This is a genomic window from Actinosynnema sp. NPDC002837, from assembly GCF_040295345.1.
In the GTDB taxonomy this organism is placed as follows: domain Bacteria; phylum Actinomycetota; class Actinomycetes; order Mycobacteriales; family Pseudonocardiaceae; genus Actinosynnema.
In genome coordinates this window covers 197,591-214,454 of the sequence record NZ_JBEOVG010000004.1, presented here as the reverse complement: position 1 = coordinate 214,454, position 16,864 = coordinate 197,591, and the positions used below count along the sequence as shown (strand labels likewise).

General features: G+C 72.3%; 16 protein-coding genes. 6 read left to right on the top strand and 10 right to left on the bottom strand.

The genetic code is table 11. The features are described 5' to 3' along the window. Positions 1–59 precede the first annotated feature (59 nt). Together ABTZ99_RS05065 and ABTZ99_RS05060 are read left to right on the top strand one after the other, a co-directional pair. Positions 60–1,862 (top strand): fibronectin type III domain-containing protein, encoded by a 1,803-nt coding sequence (locus ABTZ99_RS05065; RefSeq protein WP_499608229.1) that lies wholly within the window; start codon positions 60–62, stop codon positions 1,860–1,862. Between the two features lie 13 nt (positions 1,863–1,875). Beyond that, positions 1,876–3,060, top strand: coding sequence for a thiolase family protein (locus tag ABTZ99_RS05060; RefSeq protein WP_499608226.1), 1,185 nt, complete (start codon positions 1,876–1,878; stop codon positions 3,058–3,060). A 129-nt stretch (positions 3,061–3,189) separates the two neighbouring features. Here ABTZ99_RS05060 and ABTZ99_RS05055 read toward each other — a convergent pair whose 3' ends face one another. The 4 genes from ABTZ99_RS05055 to ABTZ99_RS05040 all read right to left on the bottom strand — a co-directional run bounded on the left by ABTZ99_RS05055 (position 3,190) and on the right by ABTZ99_RS05040 (position 7,516). Continuing rightward, positions 3,190–3,747 carry a hypothetical protein gene (locus ABTZ99_RS05055; protein WP_230570102.1) on the bottom strand — a complete coding sequence of 186 codons (558 nt, stop codon included), beginning with the start codon at positions 3,745–3,747 and terminating at the stop codon, positions 3,190–3,192. Between the two features lie 92 nt (positions 3,748–3,839). Further along, positions 3,840–4,466: a putative glycolipid-binding domain-containing protein gene (locus tag ABTZ99_RS05050; protein WP_499608223.1), complete on the bottom strand. Its 627-nt coding sequence runs from the start codon at positions 4,464–4,466 to the stop codon at positions 3,840–3,842. Positions 4,467–4,654: 188 nt separating this feature from the next. Further along, a complete protein-coding gene (locus ABTZ99_RS05045; protein ID WP_499608221.1) occupies positions 4,655–5,911 on the bottom strand; it encodes a thioester domain-containing protein in 1,257 nt (418 codons plus the stop codon). Positions 5,912–6,304: 393 nt separating this feature from the next. Further along, the gene (locus ABTZ99_RS05040) at positions 6,305–7,516 is read right to left on the bottom strand and encodes a DNA cytosine methyltransferase (protein ID WP_499608219.1); all 1,212 of its coding nucleotides are present in this window, start codon (positions 7,514–7,516) and stop codon (positions 6,305–6,307) included. A gap of 83 nt (positions 7,517–7,599) precedes the next feature. Here ABTZ99_RS05040 and ABTZ99_RS05035 point away from each other — a divergent pair, with 83 nt between their 5' ends. Further along, positions 7,600–8,418: a hypothetical protein gene (locus ABTZ99_RS05035; protein ID WP_499608217.1), complete on the top strand. Its 819-nt coding sequence runs from the start codon at positions 7,600–7,602 to the stop codon at positions 8,416–8,418. On the opposite strand, the gene ABTZ99_RS05030 is transcribed toward ABTZ99_RS05035, so the two are convergent. Continuing rightward, a complete protein-coding gene (locus ABTZ99_RS05030) occupies positions 8,408–9,838 on the bottom strand; it encodes a hypothetical protein (protein ID WP_499608214.1) in 1,431 nt (476 codons plus the stop codon). The two genes, ABTZ99_RS05035 and ABTZ99_RS05030, sit on opposite strands and share 11 nt — an antisense overlap. Positions 9,839–9,986: 148 nt before the next feature. Further along, positions 9,987–10,199, bottom strand: a complete 213-nt coding sequence (locus tag ABTZ99_RS05025; protein WP_498781626.1) for a hypothetical protein — start codon at positions 10,197–10,199, stop codon at positions 9,987–9,989. Between the two features lie 117 nt (positions 10,200–10,316). Here ABTZ99_RS05025 and ABTZ99_RS05020 point away from each other — a divergent pair, with 117 nt between their 5' ends. Continuing rightward, positions 10,317–11,201 (top strand): NAD-dependent epimerase/dehydratase family protein, encoded by an 885-nt coding sequence (locus tag ABTZ99_RS05020; protein WP_499608211.1) that lies wholly within the window; start codon positions 10,317–10,319, stop codon positions 11,199–11,201. Between the two features lie 211 nt (positions 11,202–11,412). Here ABTZ99_RS05020 and ABTZ99_RS05015 read toward each other — a convergent pair whose 3' ends face one another. Continuing rightward, a complete protein-coding gene (locus tag ABTZ99_RS05015) occupies positions 11,413–12,300 on the bottom strand; it encodes a ribonuclease Z (protein ID WP_499608208.1) in 888 nt (295 codons plus the stop codon). Between the two features lie 17 nt (positions 12,301–12,317). Between ABTZ99_RS05015 and ABTZ99_RS05010 the strand changes: the two genes are divergently transcribed. Together ABTZ99_RS05010 and ABTZ99_RS05005 are read left to right on the top strand one after the other, a co-directional pair. Beyond that, positions 12,318–13,139, top strand: a complete 822-nt coding sequence (locus tag ABTZ99_RS05010) for a serine hydrolase domain-containing protein (RefSeq protein WP_499608205.1) — start codon at positions 12,318–12,320, stop codon at positions 13,137–13,139. A gap of 123 nt (positions 13,140–13,262) precedes the next feature. Continuing rightward, the gene (locus ABTZ99_RS05005) at positions 13,263–15,245 is read left to right on the top strand and encodes a glycosyl hydrolase family 28-related protein (protein ID WP_499608202.1); all 1,983 of its coding nucleotides are present in this window, start codon (positions 13,263–13,265) and stop codon (positions 15,243–15,245) included. Here ABTZ99_RS05005 and ABTZ99_RS05000 read toward each other — a convergent pair whose 3' ends face one another. The 3 genes from ABTZ99_RS05000 to ABTZ99_RS04990 are packed head-to-tail and all read right to left on the bottom strand — an operon-like array spanning position 15,246 to position 16,849. Beyond that, entirely contained in the window at positions 15,246–16,208 is a 963-nt protein-coding gene (locus ABTZ99_RS05000) for an NAD(P)-dependent alcohol dehydrogenase (protein ID WP_498781618.1), read from the bottom strand. Further along, the gene (locus ABTZ99_RS04995) at positions 16,205–16,429 is read right to left on the bottom strand and encodes a helix-turn-helix transcriptional regulator (RefSeq protein ID WP_387484386.1); all 225 of its coding nucleotides are present in this window, start codon (positions 16,427–16,429) and stop codon (positions 16,205–16,207) included. Before ABTZ99_RS04995 ends, ABTZ99_RS05000 begins: the two co-directional genes overlap by 4 nt. Next, entirely contained in the window at positions 16,430–16,849 is a 420-nt protein-coding gene (locus ABTZ99_RS04990; RefSeq protein ID WP_498781616.1) for a hypothetical protein, read from the bottom strand. Positions 16,850–16,864 lie beyond the last annotated feature (15 nt).

Below are 16,864 nucleotides of genomic sequence, written 5' to 3'. Positions count from 1 at the left end.
TGGTATCGGGTGCGCAACGACTTGGTGACCGCGGTCACCACGCGACCTAGCTTGACTCAATGGAACGTCGTCGGATCGCCCTCATCGCCGTCGGTGTGGTGCTGTTCGCCGGGGTGATCACCGTGTTGCGCACGGAGGGCGTCGGCGAACCCGTCGCCAGGACGAGCGCGTCCGCGCCGCCGCCCACGTCGCTGGAGGCGTACGCCGCCGAGGGCGTGCTGGTGCCGACGGCCGGTCCGCCGCCGGAGTCGCCGCGCGAGGTGCGCGTGACGTCCGGGCCTCGTCGGTTGCAGCTGCGGTGGACCGGTGACGCGCCCGGTTACGAGGTGCGGTGGGGCGAGGTCGGCCGGCTCGACCGCACCAAGCTGATCACGGAGCGCGCGACGCAGCTCGACGGGCTCGAGGACGAGCGGATGTACGAGGTCGCGGTGTACGCCGTGGACGCGTTCGGGCAGCGCTCCTCGCCCGCGAGGTCCACCGGGACGCCGCACGCGAGCCCCGCGGGCGACTACGCCCTGGAGGACCGGTTCGACCAGCCGGACGCGCCCGACCCGACCCGGTGGCGGCTGGCGTCACGGGCCAACTGCGCGCGTGCCGTGCCCGGTCAGGACGACGACGGTCGGCGGCTGGTGCTCACCAACAACTGCGCGGCGGCTCCGGCGACGTTGCGCTCGCGCACGCCGTTCGTGCTGCGGGACGCCGACGAGCTCGGCCGGTTCGTGGTGGAGACCGACGCGCCCGGCGGTGACGGCGAGCTCGTGCTCGACCTCGTGCCGGGGCCGGTGTCGCTGGTCAGCGGTGACGCGTTGCCGCCGGACGCGGTGCGGCTGCGGGTGGCGACGAGCGCGGGCACGACGTCCGTGCAGGTGCTCGTGCCCGCCGGGACGCCGACCACGGCGGTGCGCGCGGTGCCGGCGTTGGAGGCCGGGCTCAGCCACCGGTGGGAGCTGGTGCTCAGGCGTGACGGCGCGCGGGTGCTGCTCGACGGCGAGCTGGTCGCGACCAGTCCGGCGGTGCCCGGGTGGCGCGAGGCGACGGCGCTGGTCTCCGTGGCGGGGCCGACCGGGCAGCGGGTGGCGATCAGCCTGATCGCGTTCGGCGCGGCGGAGGCCACCGCGCCCCCGTGGGTGCCGGGGCCGGACGTCGAGGTGTCGGTGGCGGCCGAGGCGGCGGTGGCGGAGACGCGGGCGTTGCCCGGGGTGACGGGTGGGCAGCTGCGGCTGGCGTTGCTGCACACCGACGCGTCGCCGGAAGCGCCGTCGTTCAGCGTGTCGGTGGGCGGGGTGGCGGTGCCCGCGCGGCCCGGTGCGACCGGTGCGCCGTGGCGGGCCGGTGTGGCGTACCCGCTGGTGGCTGACCTGCCGGCGGAGGCGTTGCGGGTCGGGTCGACGGGCAAGCTGGGTGTCACGCTGCTGACCGGGCTGCGGGTGCAGGCGACGCACGTTGACCTGGAGCTGAGCGGGTCGTCCTCGGGCACGCCGCCGAGCACGGCGAAGCCGCCGGTGATCGCGCGGGTGCCGGAGCTGCCGCGGGTCAACGGCACGGTGCTCGACGCGAGCGGCCAGACCGTGCCGGAGGGCGCGGCGGTGCAGCCCGGGCGGATGGTGTTCGACCTCGCGCTGGAGGGGCGGACCGGCGTGCTGCTGGCGGGGCTGGCCGGGTTCAGCGTGCGGGTGGACGACGACCGCGTGGCCGTCGTGCCGACCGCGTCCGGCGGGCCGGGCATCGCCGGGCGGTACCGGTTCGCGCTGAACACCAGCGGCATGTCGCCGGGGCCGCACCTGATCGAGGTGCGGCTGTTCGGCACGTCCGGTGAGACCCGTCCCACCTCGGCTTACATCCCGTTCTTCGTCGGCCGGTGAGAGGATGGGGCGCATGTCGCGCCCCCTCATCCTCGACGCCGCCCGCACCCCGTTCGGCCGCTACCGCGGTGGGCTGTCCGGGGTGCGCGTGGACGACCTGGCCGCGCTGCCGATCGTGGAGCTGCTGCGGCGGCACGCCTCGCTGGACCCCGCGTCGATCGACGACGTGCTGCTGGGCAACACCAACGGCGCGGGCGAGGAGAACCGGAACATCGGGCGGATGGCGGCGCTGCTGGCCGGGTTGCCGACCTCGGTGCCGGGGGTGGCGATCAACCGGCTGTGCGCGTCGGGCGGTGAGGCGATCGTGCAGGCGGCGCGGGCGTTGGCGCTCGGGGACGCCTCGCTGCTCGTCGCCGGTGGTGTCGAGGGGATGACGCGGGCGCCGTTCGTCGTGCCGCGGCCGGACAAGCCGTTCGCCGACCGGTTGGAGTCGGTGTCGACGGCGCTCGGGTGGCGGCTGGTGAACCCGCGGATGAAGGCCGAGTGGACCGTGCCGCTGGGGCGTGCGGCGGAGGACGTCGCGGTGTCGTTGGGCATCACGCGGGAGCAGATGGACCTGTTCGCGCTGCGGTCGCACCGGCGGGCGTCGGCGGCTTGGGACGCCGGGGTGCACGACGGGTTCGCGTTCCCCGTGCAGCTGCGCGACGGTGCGCCCGTGCGGCGGGACGAGTCCGTGCGGCCGGAGACGTCGGCGGACAAGCTGGGGAAGCTGAAGTCGGCGTTCTCGGAGAGCGGTCCGGTGACGGCGGGCAACTCGTCGCCGTTGAACGACGGCGCGACGGCGGTGCTGATGGGGTCGGAGGAGGTCGCGACCTCGTTGGGGATCACGCCGTTGGGCGAGTTCCTGGGCTCGGCCGTGACCGCGGAGGACCCGCAGCGGTTCACCCTGGCGCCGGTGTCGGCGATCCGGAAGCTGCTGGGCCGGTTGAAGATCGAGTCGTCGCAGGTCGACTTGTGGGAGATCAACGAGGCGTTCGCGGCGATGGCCCTGTCCGTGCTGCACCACCTGCCGGAGGTCGACCGGGAGAAGGTGAACGTGCACGGCGGCGCGATCGCGTACGGCCACCCGCTGGGCGCCTCGTACCCGCGCGTGATCGTGGACCTGTGCCGGCACCTGCGGGCGCGCGGCGGCGGCCTGGGCGTGGCGGCGGCCTGCGTGGGCGTCGGCCAGGGCATGGCGATCGCGGTCCGGGTGTGAAGATCGCCTGATCGAGCGACAGCGACGCCGTCGACGGCTTGCTAAGCTTGGCCACAGCCGAGGTCGCTCGACCGAGGAAGTGAGCCCTGGTAGGCCCGTCGGACGGCGGGAGCCAGGGCTTCGCGCTTTTCACCGCACTTGTTCGCGTCGGGTGACGACACCGATGTCGACCACCGCTTCCACGAGCGGTGCGACGCGCTTGCGCCACTCGCCCCCGGCACCGTGGCACCAGGCGATCGCATCGGGCACCCACAACGCCGGGTCGCCGTGCGAGCCCAGGTGCTCGTACAAGATCGAGTCGTCCGGCACCCCGCACTCCCGCAGCGAACGGGTGATGACGCGGCGGTCGACGCGGTCCTCCACCGGACCACGCCCGTCGAGCACCAGTCGCGTGACGCGTTCTTCGACCAGGTCGACCACCAACCTCGCCAGGCACCTCTGCCGGACGGCCTCCGACGGCCCCCGGCCCAGGTAGATGCGGCTGCGGAAACCGGCGTCGACCAACCGCCCGATGACGTCCTTGCGGACGGTGTCGCTCTCGCTCTTGAAGTGCAGCCTGCGCTCGCCGGCCACGCGGAGCCGTCGCATCAGCGTCCGGACCCCCGGGAGCTGGCGCGTCTCCACGAACGCGGCGACGAGCAGGTAGCTGGATCGACGGGACTCGTCGACGAAGACGTGGGTGTGCACCCAACAATCGTTGCGCGCTCGCACGGCACGCAAACGGTTGCTCGCCCGATCTGATGACCGAACGCCCGGCTGGGGCGGTGCCCCGGCCTCGCTCAGATCCGGTAGGCGATGCGGGGGTAGTCGACGACGAGGCCGGTCCGGTCGACGGTGATGTCCTGTTCGAACTCGCCGTGGGTGAAGGAGACGACCGCCCGGTCCTCGCCGATCGAGACCGTGCGGTAGCGCTGGCGGACCAGTTGGACCGACAGGTCGGGCAGGGTCACGTAGACGACCGGGATCTCGTGCTCGCCCTCCTCCAGCTGGAGGTTGAGGCGGCGGATCGGGATGGCGTTGAACAGGACCGCGAACTGCACGTCCACGTCCACCGCGCCATCGAAGTCCGCCCGCTCCGCGCCCTGGCCGGAGTCGACCAGCCAGACGCCCTCCGGCGAGCGGCTCACGGAGATCTGCCGCTCCTCCGACACCGTCGCCGTCCGCAGCAGCAGCCGCTTCACGGCGCCGGTCTCGCCGACCGACACCTCGAACGACCCGCTGAACTGCTCGGCCGGACCGGCGGTGACCAACCTGCCCGAGGCGCGGAGCTTGCGCTCCGAGAGCAGGAACCGGACCTGCTCCAGCCTGGGCACGTCGTAGCCCTGCCAGGTGACCATCTGCGCGGCTGCGGAACGGGTGCTCTCCCCGGACGGGTTCGCCCGCTCAGCCGTGTTGAACGAGTTCACTCTCCACCCGGAAGGACGTCCTTGGCCTGCTCGGCCGCCGATGTGACCTGCTCGTCGAAGTTCATCGTGCTCCTTCGCACTCCTGACGCAGGCTACCTGAATCGACGCCACGCCCCCAGCGGCAACCGCCCCCGGACGCCGGAACGGCCCCCTGGGAGTCCCAGAGGGCCGTTCCGGACGTATCAGGATCAGGCAGTGCGCTTGCGACGCAGGAACAGCAGCGCCCCGGCACCCGCGCCCAGCAGGCCGATGCCGATCAGCAGCGGCACGAAGATGGACGCACCGGTGTTGGCCAGGTCGTCGTCACTGCCGCCGCCGGCCGGCACCGTGGTGCTGGTGACCGGCGCCTCGGTCGTGGTGGTGGTCGTCGTCGGCGCCGTGGTGGTGGTCGCCTCGGTCGTCGTCGTCACGACGGTGCCCTCGACCCACTTCGCCTTCGCCTTCGCCTTGACCGGGAAGACCTCGGACTTGGCGATGATCAGCGACTGCGTCTTCTGGTTGCGGTCGCTCGAGACGAACAGCCGGCCGCTGCGCAGCTTGGCGCTGGCCGTGACGGTGAACTCGACCTCGCCGGGCTCGACGCCCGCGTCGACCTTCACCCACACCTCGGCGACGTTCGACGCCGCCGCGACGCCGATGGCGTCCGGGTCGGCGATGGGCAGCGGGTTGCCGTTCGCGTCGACGACGGTGACGCCCTCGGGCAGCTCCGCGGTCAGCACGGCCTCGGTCGCCGTCGTGGAGACGACGAACGGGCCGATCTTCTCGCCCGCCTTGCCGGTCAGCTCGCCCGGCTCGATGGACAGGGTCGGCTTGGGCTCGGCCAGGTCCTCGGCCTTGGTGGTGAGGTACTCGTAGACCTTGTAGACGAGCCCGTCCACGGTGCCGCCGCGGACGTCCTCGTTCTCCGTGGTGGAGTCGTCCTCACGCAGGTCCACGCCGTCGCTGAAGTGCCACACGGCCGCCTGGGTCGCGGCGATCAGGATGCTGCGCTTGTTCTTCGGGTCCAGCCCGTACAGCTCGTAGGCGTCTTCCACGTCCAGCGCCGGGTAGCTGTTCTGCAGCACCCAGTTGACCTTGGCGGCGTTCTCCTTGAACTTGGTGTCCGGGTTGGGGTGCTCGCCCCACGGCACCTCGACCAGCGGCTTGCCGTCCTGCAGCGGGGTCGGGAGCTCGACGCAGTACGCCTTGGCGGTCTGCGAGTCGTTGCCCTCCTGGAGGCGGAGGCCGATGAGGCTCGCGTTGAACGCCTGGATGCCCGGCTTGTCCTTGTCGTTGTCGAGCTCCTGGCCGTCACGCTCCAGGTAGATGCCCATGCCCGACTCGTTCGCGCCGTCGTAGGGCTCGACCTTCGGCTTGTCGGCGGCCGCGGGGAGGGCCGACATCAGCACGAGGCCGGCGCCGAGGATCGCAGCGCCGAAGCGCTTCACAGTCGACCGGGATGCCATTTGTCTCCTTGAGGCTCGCGAGGGTAGCCCGTTGGTGTGGTTCAAGGCGGCGGTCCGTGCCGTCCGGGGAGCTACTTGGCAGAGCGCTCCGACACCGAGACGACAGGAATCAACCGAACAGTAGCCGATCGTGTTTGCCCGATCGAGGATGGGTTAACACCGACCGTGAAACCGCCTACCAGCAGCCAAGACCGGCGTCGTCCATCCACAATGGATGATCGAGCATAGTCGACGGACCGTCGGCGACCGATCACCGGGGGCCTGTTTCGACGGAGCGCGAAACGGGCGCGGACCACCGAAGTCGCGCGTTCCCGCAGATCAGACGGTCCACAGTGGATTGCACGTAATAGGTGCCGACCCGGTTTCGACGCCACACCGTTGCCAAACGGTGATCTAGGCGACCAGGGCGGACGGCGTGACCGGGCGGATGTCGCCGACCCGCAACGACGTGCCCGGCAGGCACAGGTCGCGCGCCGTCGGCGGGCGCCCGCTCAGCATCCACTTCACCAGCGACGCCAGCTGGTAGGAGATCAGCGGCGGCACGGCGTCGCCCAGGTGCCGGTAGGCGTTGCCGATCACCGACACGTCGAACCGGAACCGGCGCGGGAAGCCCTGGAGCAGCGCCATCTCCCGCACCGTGCACAGCCGGTGCTGCTCGGGGTGCGCGTACCGCCCGTTGCCGACGTGCCCGCACTCCCGCTTGATCGTGCGCGCCGGCTCGTCCCACCACAGCCGGCCGTAGACGTCCGGGTGCGAGCCCCACTTGCCCTCTTCGATGATCTTGCGCTGGGCCGGGTTCAGCAGCTGCTCCGCGGGCGAGCCGACCAGGTCGCCCCACGACCCGCCGTCGGCCGGGATGGCCCGCATCCGGTCCAGCGACCGGTCGCGGCGGAACGACGGCGACACGTGCATCGCGTCCTCGGGGTGCGCCTCGCCCGCCTCCACCGGCGGCAGCTTGCCGATCGCCCGCCGCACGGTCACCGCGCCGGGCCGGACCTCCCAGCCCTGCCACAGGTCCTCCAGCGTCCGCAGCGGCACGCCGGAGTCCACCGCCACCACCATCGCCCGCTCGCGCAGCTGCGGCAGTCCGAAGCGCGACAGCATGTGCGTGCTCGCGTCCACTTCGTACCCGAGCTCCAGCAGCTGCTCGACCAGCCCGTCCAGGTGGTGCCGCTGCTTGCCCTTCACCAGCTCGCGCGCGTTCTCCAGCACCAGCACCCGCGGCCGGAACTCGGCCACGTACGCCGCGACCCGGCCCACCAGCGAGTTGCGCGGGTCGTCGCGCAGGTGGTTGGCCGGCGCGATCCGGGTGAAGCCCGAGCACGGCGGGCACGCCACCAGCACGTCCAGCTCGCCGCGCGCGAGGTTCCACACCTGCCGCAGCACGGCCGGGTCGAGCCGGCCCAGGTCGACCTGCAGCGGGTCGACGCCGATGTTGTCCCGGTAGATCCCGTTGCAGCGCAACGAGCCCAGCCGGGACGACGGCTTGCCGATCTGCGCGTCGGCCGCGCCGACGATGGTGAAGTCGCGGTGCGCTTGGAAGCCGAGGCTCATGCCACCGGCGCCGGAGAACAGGTCGACGACTTTGAAGGTGGGTCCGCGCACCGCGTGATCGTACGGTGGGGGCACCGCCCACAGGCGAGTGATCCCACCGGTACCGATCCCCACGATCGCGTACGTTGCGCGCCATGGAGCTCCCACCTGCGTGGCAACGGCCGGATCCGTTGCGTGGACTGGAGGACATGCCCTGGTCGGTGCTGGCCCACGGGGCGGGCGTGGACGACCTGATGCGCCGCGTGGTGCACGGCGAGCGCGTGACCCGCGAGGTCGCCTGCCAGGCGCTGGTCGACCGTCTGCTCGTCGACGACACGGTGTCCGAGGCGAGCGTGTGGGCCGTGCCCTTCCTGGTCGAGATGGGCGCGAGCTACCGGGTGCCCGCGGACAGCCGCGATCGGGTGATTTTCCTGCTGGCCGCGATGGCGTTGGCGAGCGCGGGTTTCACCGACGACGGCAAGCGCACCCGCCGCCGCTGGAACGCGCTCGGGCGCGAGCTGCCGCGCCGGCCGCCGGACTGGATCACGCAGACCCGGTACGAGGTGGCCAAGGGCGCGCCGAAGGTGTTCGAGGCGCTGGCGGGCGCGGAGGTGGCCTGCTCCATGGCGCTGGCGATCGCGGTGCCCGAGGTCGTGCCGCGGCACGTCGTGGCGGTGGCCGAGGCCCTGGCCTCCGCCGACCGCTCACCGCGGCTGCTCGCGCTGGCGGCCCGGGTCGCGCTGCACCTCGTGAGCGACACGCCGATCACGCCGACGCTGCTGCGCGCCACCGCGCAGTGCAACCCGGACCTGCTGCGCGCCTACCGGGACAAGGCCTACCCGGCCAACCAGCCGCCGCACGTGACCTTGCAGCTGATGGGCTACCGGTACGCCTTCCTCGCCGCGTACGAGGGGCCGGCCCAGGGCGACCCCCGTCCGGACCACGGCGAGGAAGGCGTGACGATCACGCCGTGACGGCGGTCGGCTCCACGACCGCGGCGGCGGCCTCGACGTCGGCGACCGGCACCGCGGGCTCCAGCGGGCCGAGCGCGGTGCCCCACTCCTGGTCGGCCAGGGCGAACGCGGCCACGGTCAGCGCCACCACCGGACGGGCCGGCGGCAGCTGGTCGGCGTAGAAGTCCAGCTCCAGCCGCGCGCCGAGCGGCGACGGGCGTAGGCGCAGCACGCCGTGCGGCACCTCCTCGGGGTGCGCGAACCGGCACGACCACTCGGTGAACACGATCGAGCGTTCCACCACCTCGGTCGGGTGAACCGCGCGGACGTTCGCGCCGACCGAGCCGTGCCGGTAGTCGTCGGCGGCGGAGACCAGCAGCTCCTCGAACTCGATCGACGACACGCCGAGGTCGTGCCCGGCCACCAGCGCGACCTGCACCAGCGACAGCGGCAGCTGCGGCAGGGCGTCCTCGAAGCACACCATCGCGCCGCCGTAGCGGGTGTTGATCTCGGTGGGCAGGAAGCCGTCCGCGGTGGCGATGCCGTCGAGGGTGAACGTGCCGCGGTAGTCGACCGTCTCGCGCAGCCGCTCGCCGACCCGGCGGGCCAGGTTGCGCATCTCCTCGCGGATCCACGCGGGCGGGTCGTAGTAGGACGCGCAGCCCGCGTACAGGAACCGGGCCTGGCCCGCGCGGCGCGGCACGACCATTTCGATCGGCCGCAGCACGGCGGTGCCGTCCGGGAACACGATCCCGTGCACGCTCACCGGGATGCCCTCCAGGAACGGCATGACCCGGACGAACTCGCACTTGGCCGCGAGCACGTCGAACGCGTCGCGCGCCTCCTGCCGGTCGCGGACGCGGCGGACGAAGTTCGCGCCGCCGTTGATCGCCGGGCCGTCGCCGGACCAGACGACGCCCGCGCCGCGGTCCAGGCGCTGGGTCGCCGCCCACAGGCCGTCGAAGTCGAGGCCGAGCACGACGGCGGGCGCGCGTGGCGCGGACAGCTCGTCCCACAGGCCGTCGATCGTCGTCTTGTTCTCCAGCTCCACCCACTCGGGGCGGCGGGCGTTGAGCACGGGACGGCCCGCGAACTCCGGCGTGTGCGCGTACGGCGTGCTGATCACCAGCGCCTCGCCGCGCGGGTCGAAGTCCTCCAGCACCGCGCGGACCTTGCGGCCGGGCGAGTTCAGGAGCTTGGTGAGCCGGTTCTGCTCGACCGCGACGAAGCCGCCCGCGATGCCGAGCGGCACCCAGCGGGCCACGTCCGAGTCGTGCAGCGGCGCGTGGTCGTCCGTCGACAGCACGAGCGTATGGCGGGCGCCGAGCTGGTGGAGCTCGCCGACGCGACTACTCAACCGAGTGCCGCCCGCGAGCACGACCAACCGGTCGCCGAACAGGGTGCCGAGGCGCGCTTGAAGCGCGGAAAGGACGTCATCCATCGCCGAGAACTCGCTTTATGAGAAGCAGACGAGACAGCCGGCGAGCGCCGGTGCCACGCACTGTAGAGGCAGGCGACGGGATCGGCCCAGCACGGTCCGGCAACGGGCGATGAAACTTGCCGATGGGATCAGGGGCGGTTGCGCGAGATCATCGAGCGGCGTCGCGAAGTACCTGGTCAACCCGGTTCAGGAAGGCACGCGGACCCCGGGCCTTGGGGAACGGGAGCAGCAGGCCCAGCAGCGTGTCGTCCACCGACGGAGGTGCGGCGGCCACGATCGCGGCGGCGGTCTCCAGGAACCGCTGGCGCTTGGCCTCCTGCACGGCGTGCTCGGCGAGAACGCCCTCGATGCTCGTGCGCATGGCTGGATGCGGGTAACTCACTTGGGTTGTATCGGCCCCACCTGTCCCCACCTTTAGGGTGAATTTGCACCGAGTTCGAAGAGGTGGACGACGCGCTGGACGTGCTGGGATGTCGCCATGCGCGTTGGGGTCACCGGGTCGACCGGGTACGTCGGACGGGTGGTGTCGGCGGAGCTGTCCGCCGCGGGCCACACACCCATCCCCTTTTCGGGTGATGTCCGGGTCGGGTCGTTCGACGGGCCGGTGGACGCGGTGGTGCACCTGGCGGGGCTCGGTCGGGTGCGCGAGTCGTTCGACGATCCCGTGCGGTACTACGACGTGAACGTGGGCGGCACGGTGAACCTGCTGCGCTCGCCGCCGCCGCGGTTCGTGCTGGCGTCCACGGCCGGCGTGTACGGGTCGGCCGGCGTCGCGACGATCGGCGAGTCGTGCCCGCGTGCACCGGGCAGTCCTTATGCGGCTTCCAAGGCCGCCGCCGAGGACGTGCTGGCGTGGGCCGCCGCGGCGGGTCGGGTGAGCGGGGTGGCGCTGCGGCTGTTCAACGTCGCCGGGGAGGGGGACGTGGACGACACGCGCTTGATCACCAGGGCGTGCGGGGTGGCGGCCGGGCGGCTGCCGTCGATGGAAGTGTTCGGCGACGGGTCGGCGGTGCGGGACTTCGTGCACGTGCGGGACGTGGCGCGGGCGTTCGTGACGGCGGTGGAGCGCGGCGGGGACGGGTACGTGGCGCTCAACGTGGGCGCGACACCGGCGAGCGTGGCCGACGTGCTGGCGTCGGTGCGGCGGGTGAGCGGTCGGGAGGTGCCGGTCGTGCGGCGGCCCGCGCACCCCGGCGAGGCGCCCGTGCTGCGCGCGGACACGACCGGGCTGCGCGCGTTGGGCTGGTCGCCGACCTGCTCCGACCTCGACACCGTGGTCCGCGACCAGTGGGCGGCCGAGACCCTCCCGGGCCGGACCGAAGGGCTTCGCAAGCGTCCCCGCCAAGGGGAACCCTTGCAGTGATTCTACCGACGGGGTCCGACAATTCCGGAGGTCGCGAGCACGGTAGGCGACAACCTCGGTGGTCGGCAGCGGGCGGTCGACCGCACCGTGGGCAACAGCGAGGCGGGCCAACGGCCGGGTGGTCAACGGCGAGGCGGTCGAAGCGGCGGTCGGATTTCTCGGCGGGCGGCAACCGTGCCGCTCGGGCAACCCGGGCGTGCAAGACCCGGGGTCACGCGCGGCGGCGGGGCAGTGGCACCCGTTCCAGGTCGGCGGCCACCACGATGTCGCCGTCGAAGACCTCCGCCGCCTCGTCGTGGAACAGCCGGGGATCGGTGTAGCGCTGCGAGAAGTGCGTGAGGACGAGCTTGCGCACGCCGCACTCGGCCGCGACCAGCGCCGCCTGGCGGGCGGTCAGGTGGCCGTACTCGACCGCCAGCGCCTCGTCCACGTGCAGGAACGTCGACTCGATGACCAGCATGTCGGCGCCGTCGGCGAGCTCGAACACCCCGTCGCACAGCCGGGTGTCCATGACGAAGGCGAACCGCTGTCCCCGGCGCGGCACGCTCACCTCGTCCAGCAGCGGCGGCCGGAGGTCGCGGATCGCGCGGCCCCGGATGCCGCGGGCGGCCAGCCGTTCGGGGATCATCGTGCGGCCGTCCGGCTCGACCAGGCGGTAGCCGTACGCGGGCAGCGTGTGGTCGAGCCGCCGGGCTTCCAGCCGGCCGAACGGTCCCTCGGCGAGCACGCCCGGCCCGGTGACCGGCTGCGCGCGGACGTCCGCCACGTCGTGGAACGAACTGGCGTGCCGAAGCCGTTCGAAGTACTCCGCACCCTCCGCGGGGAAGTGCGCGTGCACGGTGTGCGCCACCCGGTCGAGCGACATGCGCTGCACCACGCCCGGCACGCCGAGGCAGTGGTCGCCGTGGAAGTGGGTGATGAAGAGCCTGGTCACGTCGGTGGCCGCGACGCCCGCCCGCGTCATCTGCCGCTGCGTGCCGTCGCCCGGGTCGAACAGGAAGCCCTCGGCGTCCCAGCGCAGCAGGTAGCCGTTGTGGTTGCGGGTGCGGGTCGGCACCTGGCTCGCGGTCCCGAGCACGACCAGCTCTCGTGGTGACACGTGGCAGAGTCTGCGGCATGGAGAGCTTGCAGGCGGTGTCGTCGTGGCCGGTGGACACCGCGGCGACGGCCGTGGTCGACGTGCGCGGCGAGGTGCTCGGCACGCACGGGCCGGTCGACCGCCGGTTCCCGTTGGCGTCGGTGACCAAGCTGCTGACGTCGTACGCGGTGCTGGTGGCGGTGGAGGAGGGCGCGGTCGAGTGGGACCAGCCGGCCGGGCCCGAGGGGTCGACGGTGCGGCACCTGATCGCGCACACGTCCGGGTTGGCCTTCGACTCGGCCGACGTCCAGGCCGCGCCGGGGACCAGGCGGATCTACTCCAACACGGGATTCCAGGTGCTCGCGGACTTCGTGGCGGAGGCGACCGGGATCCCGTTCGCGCGGTACCTGGCGGAGGCGGTGTTCGAGCCGCTCGGCATGGCGTCGTCCGCGCTGGACGGCTCGGCGGGCGCGGGCGGCACGTCCACGGTGTCGGACCTGGTCCGGTTCGCGGCGGAGGTGCAGGCCCCGAAGCTGGTGTCGGCCGAGCAGGTGGCGGAGGCGACGACGGTGGCGTTCCCGGGGCTGCGCGGTGTGCTGCCGGGCTTCGGGTCGCAGAAGGAGAACGACTGGGGCCTCGGGTTCGAGATCCGCGCCGGGAAGTCGCCGCACTGGACCGGCAGCGCCAGCTCGCCGCGGACGTTCGGGCACTTCGGGCAGAGCGGCACGTTCCTGTGGGTCGACCCGGACGCCGGGCTCGCGTGCGTGGCGCTGACCGACCGGCCGTTCGGCGAGTGGGCCGCGGCGGCTTGGCCCGCGTTCACCGACGGGGTGTTGGCGGAGCTGGGCGGTTCCCGGTAAGCCGACGCAAGTCCACGCAACTGGCTGACGAAATAACGCAATTACTCGACAACCTCTTGTGATGCAGCGCACAACCCGCCTAGGGTCACGTCGCCCTGCCGACGCGAGAGAAACGAGTGCTCGATGCCGCGGATGTCTGCCAGGTTCGGCTTGGTCGTGGCGGTGGTGGCGGCGGGGCTCGCGGTGCCCGTCGCCGCCGGCGCCGCGCCCGCGCCCGTCGTCACCCGGGCCGCCCTCGACCCCGAGCTCGTCGCGGGGCGGGGCGCGGACGTCGCGTTCGTCGAGCAGGAAGCGGAGAACGCCACCACGACCGGCACGGTGATCGGGCCCGACCGGACGGCGTACACGTTGCCGTCCGAGGCGTCCGGTCGGCGGGCGGTCCGGCTCGCGCCCGGCGAGCACGTCGAGTTCGCGTTGCCGGAAGCCGCCAACGCGATCACCGTCCGCTACAGCATCCCGGACGCGCCGACCGGCGGCGGCATCACCGCGCCGCTGGACGTGACGGTGAACGGCAAGCACCGCAAGACGATGACGCTCACCTCGCAGTACGCGTGGCTCTACAACCAGTACCCGTTCACCAACGACCCGGACGCCGACCTGCTGCACCCGGACTGGTGGATCGCCGAGTGCGCGTGCGTGCCGTCCCAGACCACGCCCGCCCCCGTCATCCGGAAGCCGTTCCGCCCCAGCCACTTCTACGACGAGCAGCGCCTCAAGCTCGGCCGGACGCACCGCGCCGGCGACCGCGTCCGCCTCACCGCGCCCATCGGCACGAACGCCGCGTGGACCGTGATCGACCTGCTGGACACCGAGCTGGTCGCACCGCCGCGCGTCAACCCGGTCGCGGCGAACGTGCTGCTGTTCGGCGCGGACCCGACCGGCAGGCGTGACTCGGCCGACGCCTTCGACCGCGCCATCGCCTTCGCCAAGCGCCACCGGCTGCCGGTCCACCTCCCGCCGGGCACGTTCCAGGTCAACCGGCACATCGTCGTCGACGACGTGACCATCGAAGGCGCGGGCAACTGGCACACCGTGATCAAGGGCCGTGAAGTCGCCCTGCCGACCCCCGCGCCGGACGGCTCCGTCCACACGGGAGTCGGCTTCTACGGCAAGCCGGCCGCGGCGGGCGGCAGCCGCAACGTGCACCTGCGCGGGTTCGCCATCGAGGGCGACGTGCGCGAGCGCGTCGACACCGACCAGGTCAACGGCATCGGCGGCGCGCTGAGCGACTCCACCGTCCACGGCCTGTACCTCCACCACACCAAGGTCGGCCTGTGGTTCGACGGTCCGATGTCGAACGTCTCGGTCACCGACAACATCGTGGTCGACCAGGTCGCGGACGCGCTGAACTTCCACACCGGTGTCACGGACTCGGTGGTGCGCAACAACTTCATCCGCAACACCGGTGACGACGGCCTGGCCATGTGGTCGGAGCACCGGCAGGACGCGCGCAACCGGTTCGAGCGCAACACCGTGCAGTCGCCCGTGCTGGCCAACGGCATCGCGCTGTACGGCGGCGCGGACAACGCCGTGGTGGGCAACCTGATCGCCGACCCGGTGCGGGAGGGCAGCGGCATCCAGCTCGGGTCGCGGTTCGGCGCGCAGCCGTTCGCCGGGCAGGTCCTGATCACCGACAACACCACCGTCCGGGCCGGCACGCACGAGCTGAACTGGAACATCGGGCTCGGCGCGATCTGGTTCTACGCGTTGGAGCGGGACATCGACGCGGACGTGCGCGTGGTGGGCAACCACTTCCTGGACAACACCTACAACGCGATCATGTTCGTGAGCGAGTGGTCGGTGAAGGACCTCCACTCGATCACCGGCGTGCACTTCGAGGACGTCCGCGTCGACGGCACGGGCACTTCGGTGGTCAGCGCGCGGGCGGCCGGTTCGGCGACGTTCGCGAACGTGGACGCCCGCAACGTCGGCGCGGTGCCGGTGAACAACTGCGGTTCGTTCAACTTCCCGGCCACCGGCTCGGAGTTCGCGCTGACCGACCTCGGCGGCAACGACGGCTGGCTCGCGCCCTGGCTGCTGCCGAACACGATCACGTGCGACGACCGCCCGCAGGTCGTGCCGCCACCCGCGCCCTCGCGGTGGTGACTAGGGCGTGATGACGGCGTGGCCGCGCACCCGGCCACGCCGCACGTCCTCGATCGCGGCGGCGGCCTCCGCCAACGGGTACGTGCGGTCCAGCGCGGGCGTGACGGCGCCGGCTTCGACGAGCTCGCGGAGCAGCACCAGGTCGTCGAGGCGGTCCTTGTGCACCAGCGGACGGGCCTTGAACCCGAGGAACAGCCCCGCGAGCGGCACGCGCAGCCACCGGTCGACGCCCATGAACCACCGACCGCCCGTGCCGCCGACGAGCGCGACCGTCCCACCGGGCTTCAGCAGCCGTTTCAGGGTCCGCGGCGACGGGTTGCCGTAGAGGTCGATCACCACGTCGAAGCCGCTCGCGGTCAACGGCCCGGCGGCGTAGTCGAGCACGTGGTCCGCGCCGAGCCCCTTGACCAGGTCCGCTTTCGCCGCGCTGCACACGGCGGTCACCTCGGCGCCGTAGTGCTTGGCGAGCTGCACGGCGTACACGCCGACGCAGCCCGAAGCGCCCAGCACCAGCACCTTCTGTCCGGCGCCGACGCGTCCCGCGTCCCGGACCGCCTGCAACGCGGTGAACCCGGCGATCGGCACGGCGCCCGCCTGCTCCGGCGTGAGGTTGGCGGGCTTGGCCGTCACCTGGCCCTCGGGCACGGCGGCGTACTCGCCGAACGCGCCGGAGCACCACCCGAACACCTCGTCGCCGATCTTCGTGCCGGTCACGCCCCGGCCGACCGCTTCGACCGTGCCGGCCAGCTCCAGGCCGGGCACGCGGTTGCGCGGTCGCCGCACCCCGACCACCGGCCGTGCCGCGTAGGGCAGGCCGCGCAGGAGGTGCCAGTCGGAGCCGGAGACCGCGGCGGCCCGCACGCGGACCAGCACCTCGCCGTCACCGACCTCCGGTTTGGCGATGTCGTCGAGCCGCAGCACTTCTTCGGGGACGCCGTACGCGTCCTGGGTGATCGCTCTCATGAGTCGTCCTCCGGGTACTGGAACACGTCGCCGAGCGGGACCCTGAAGACCCGGGCGATCTGGAAGGCCATCTCCAGCGAGGGCGAGTAGCGGCCCTGCTCGATGGCGATGACGGTCTGGCGCGTGACGTCGAGTCGGCGGGCCAGCTCGGCCTGCGTCATCTCGCCGTGCGCGAAGCGGAGGGCGCGGATCGAGTTGGTGATCCTGGTCGGCTTGCCCACTCAGAACCCCCGGCGGTACGCGACGAGCTTGACCGCGGCCCCGAACACGGCCCACGCGTTGAACACCAGGAAGATCGCGTTGGCGATCCAGAAGTGCGGCGCCCCGGCCAACGTCAACGCGAAGGGCAGCACCATGCCGACGCCGAGCACGACCCCGGCGGTGTGCTCGCCGAACCGGTTGATGTCGCGGTCGCGGGCGTCGGCCCGGTGGCTCTCGCTCGGCTTGGCCATCTCCAGCACCACCCGGCCGACCACCGCCAGCCCCACGGCGATCCCGACGGCCCACAACATGGGTGCCACGTACGGCACCTCGGCCACCGGCCCGTCACCGGCGCGGCCCAGGACGACCACGACGTACCCGAGGTAGGTCAGCGCGCTGACCACCAGGTACACCAAGATCCCCTTCTCCTCGTACGACATCGCCCACCCTCCGAT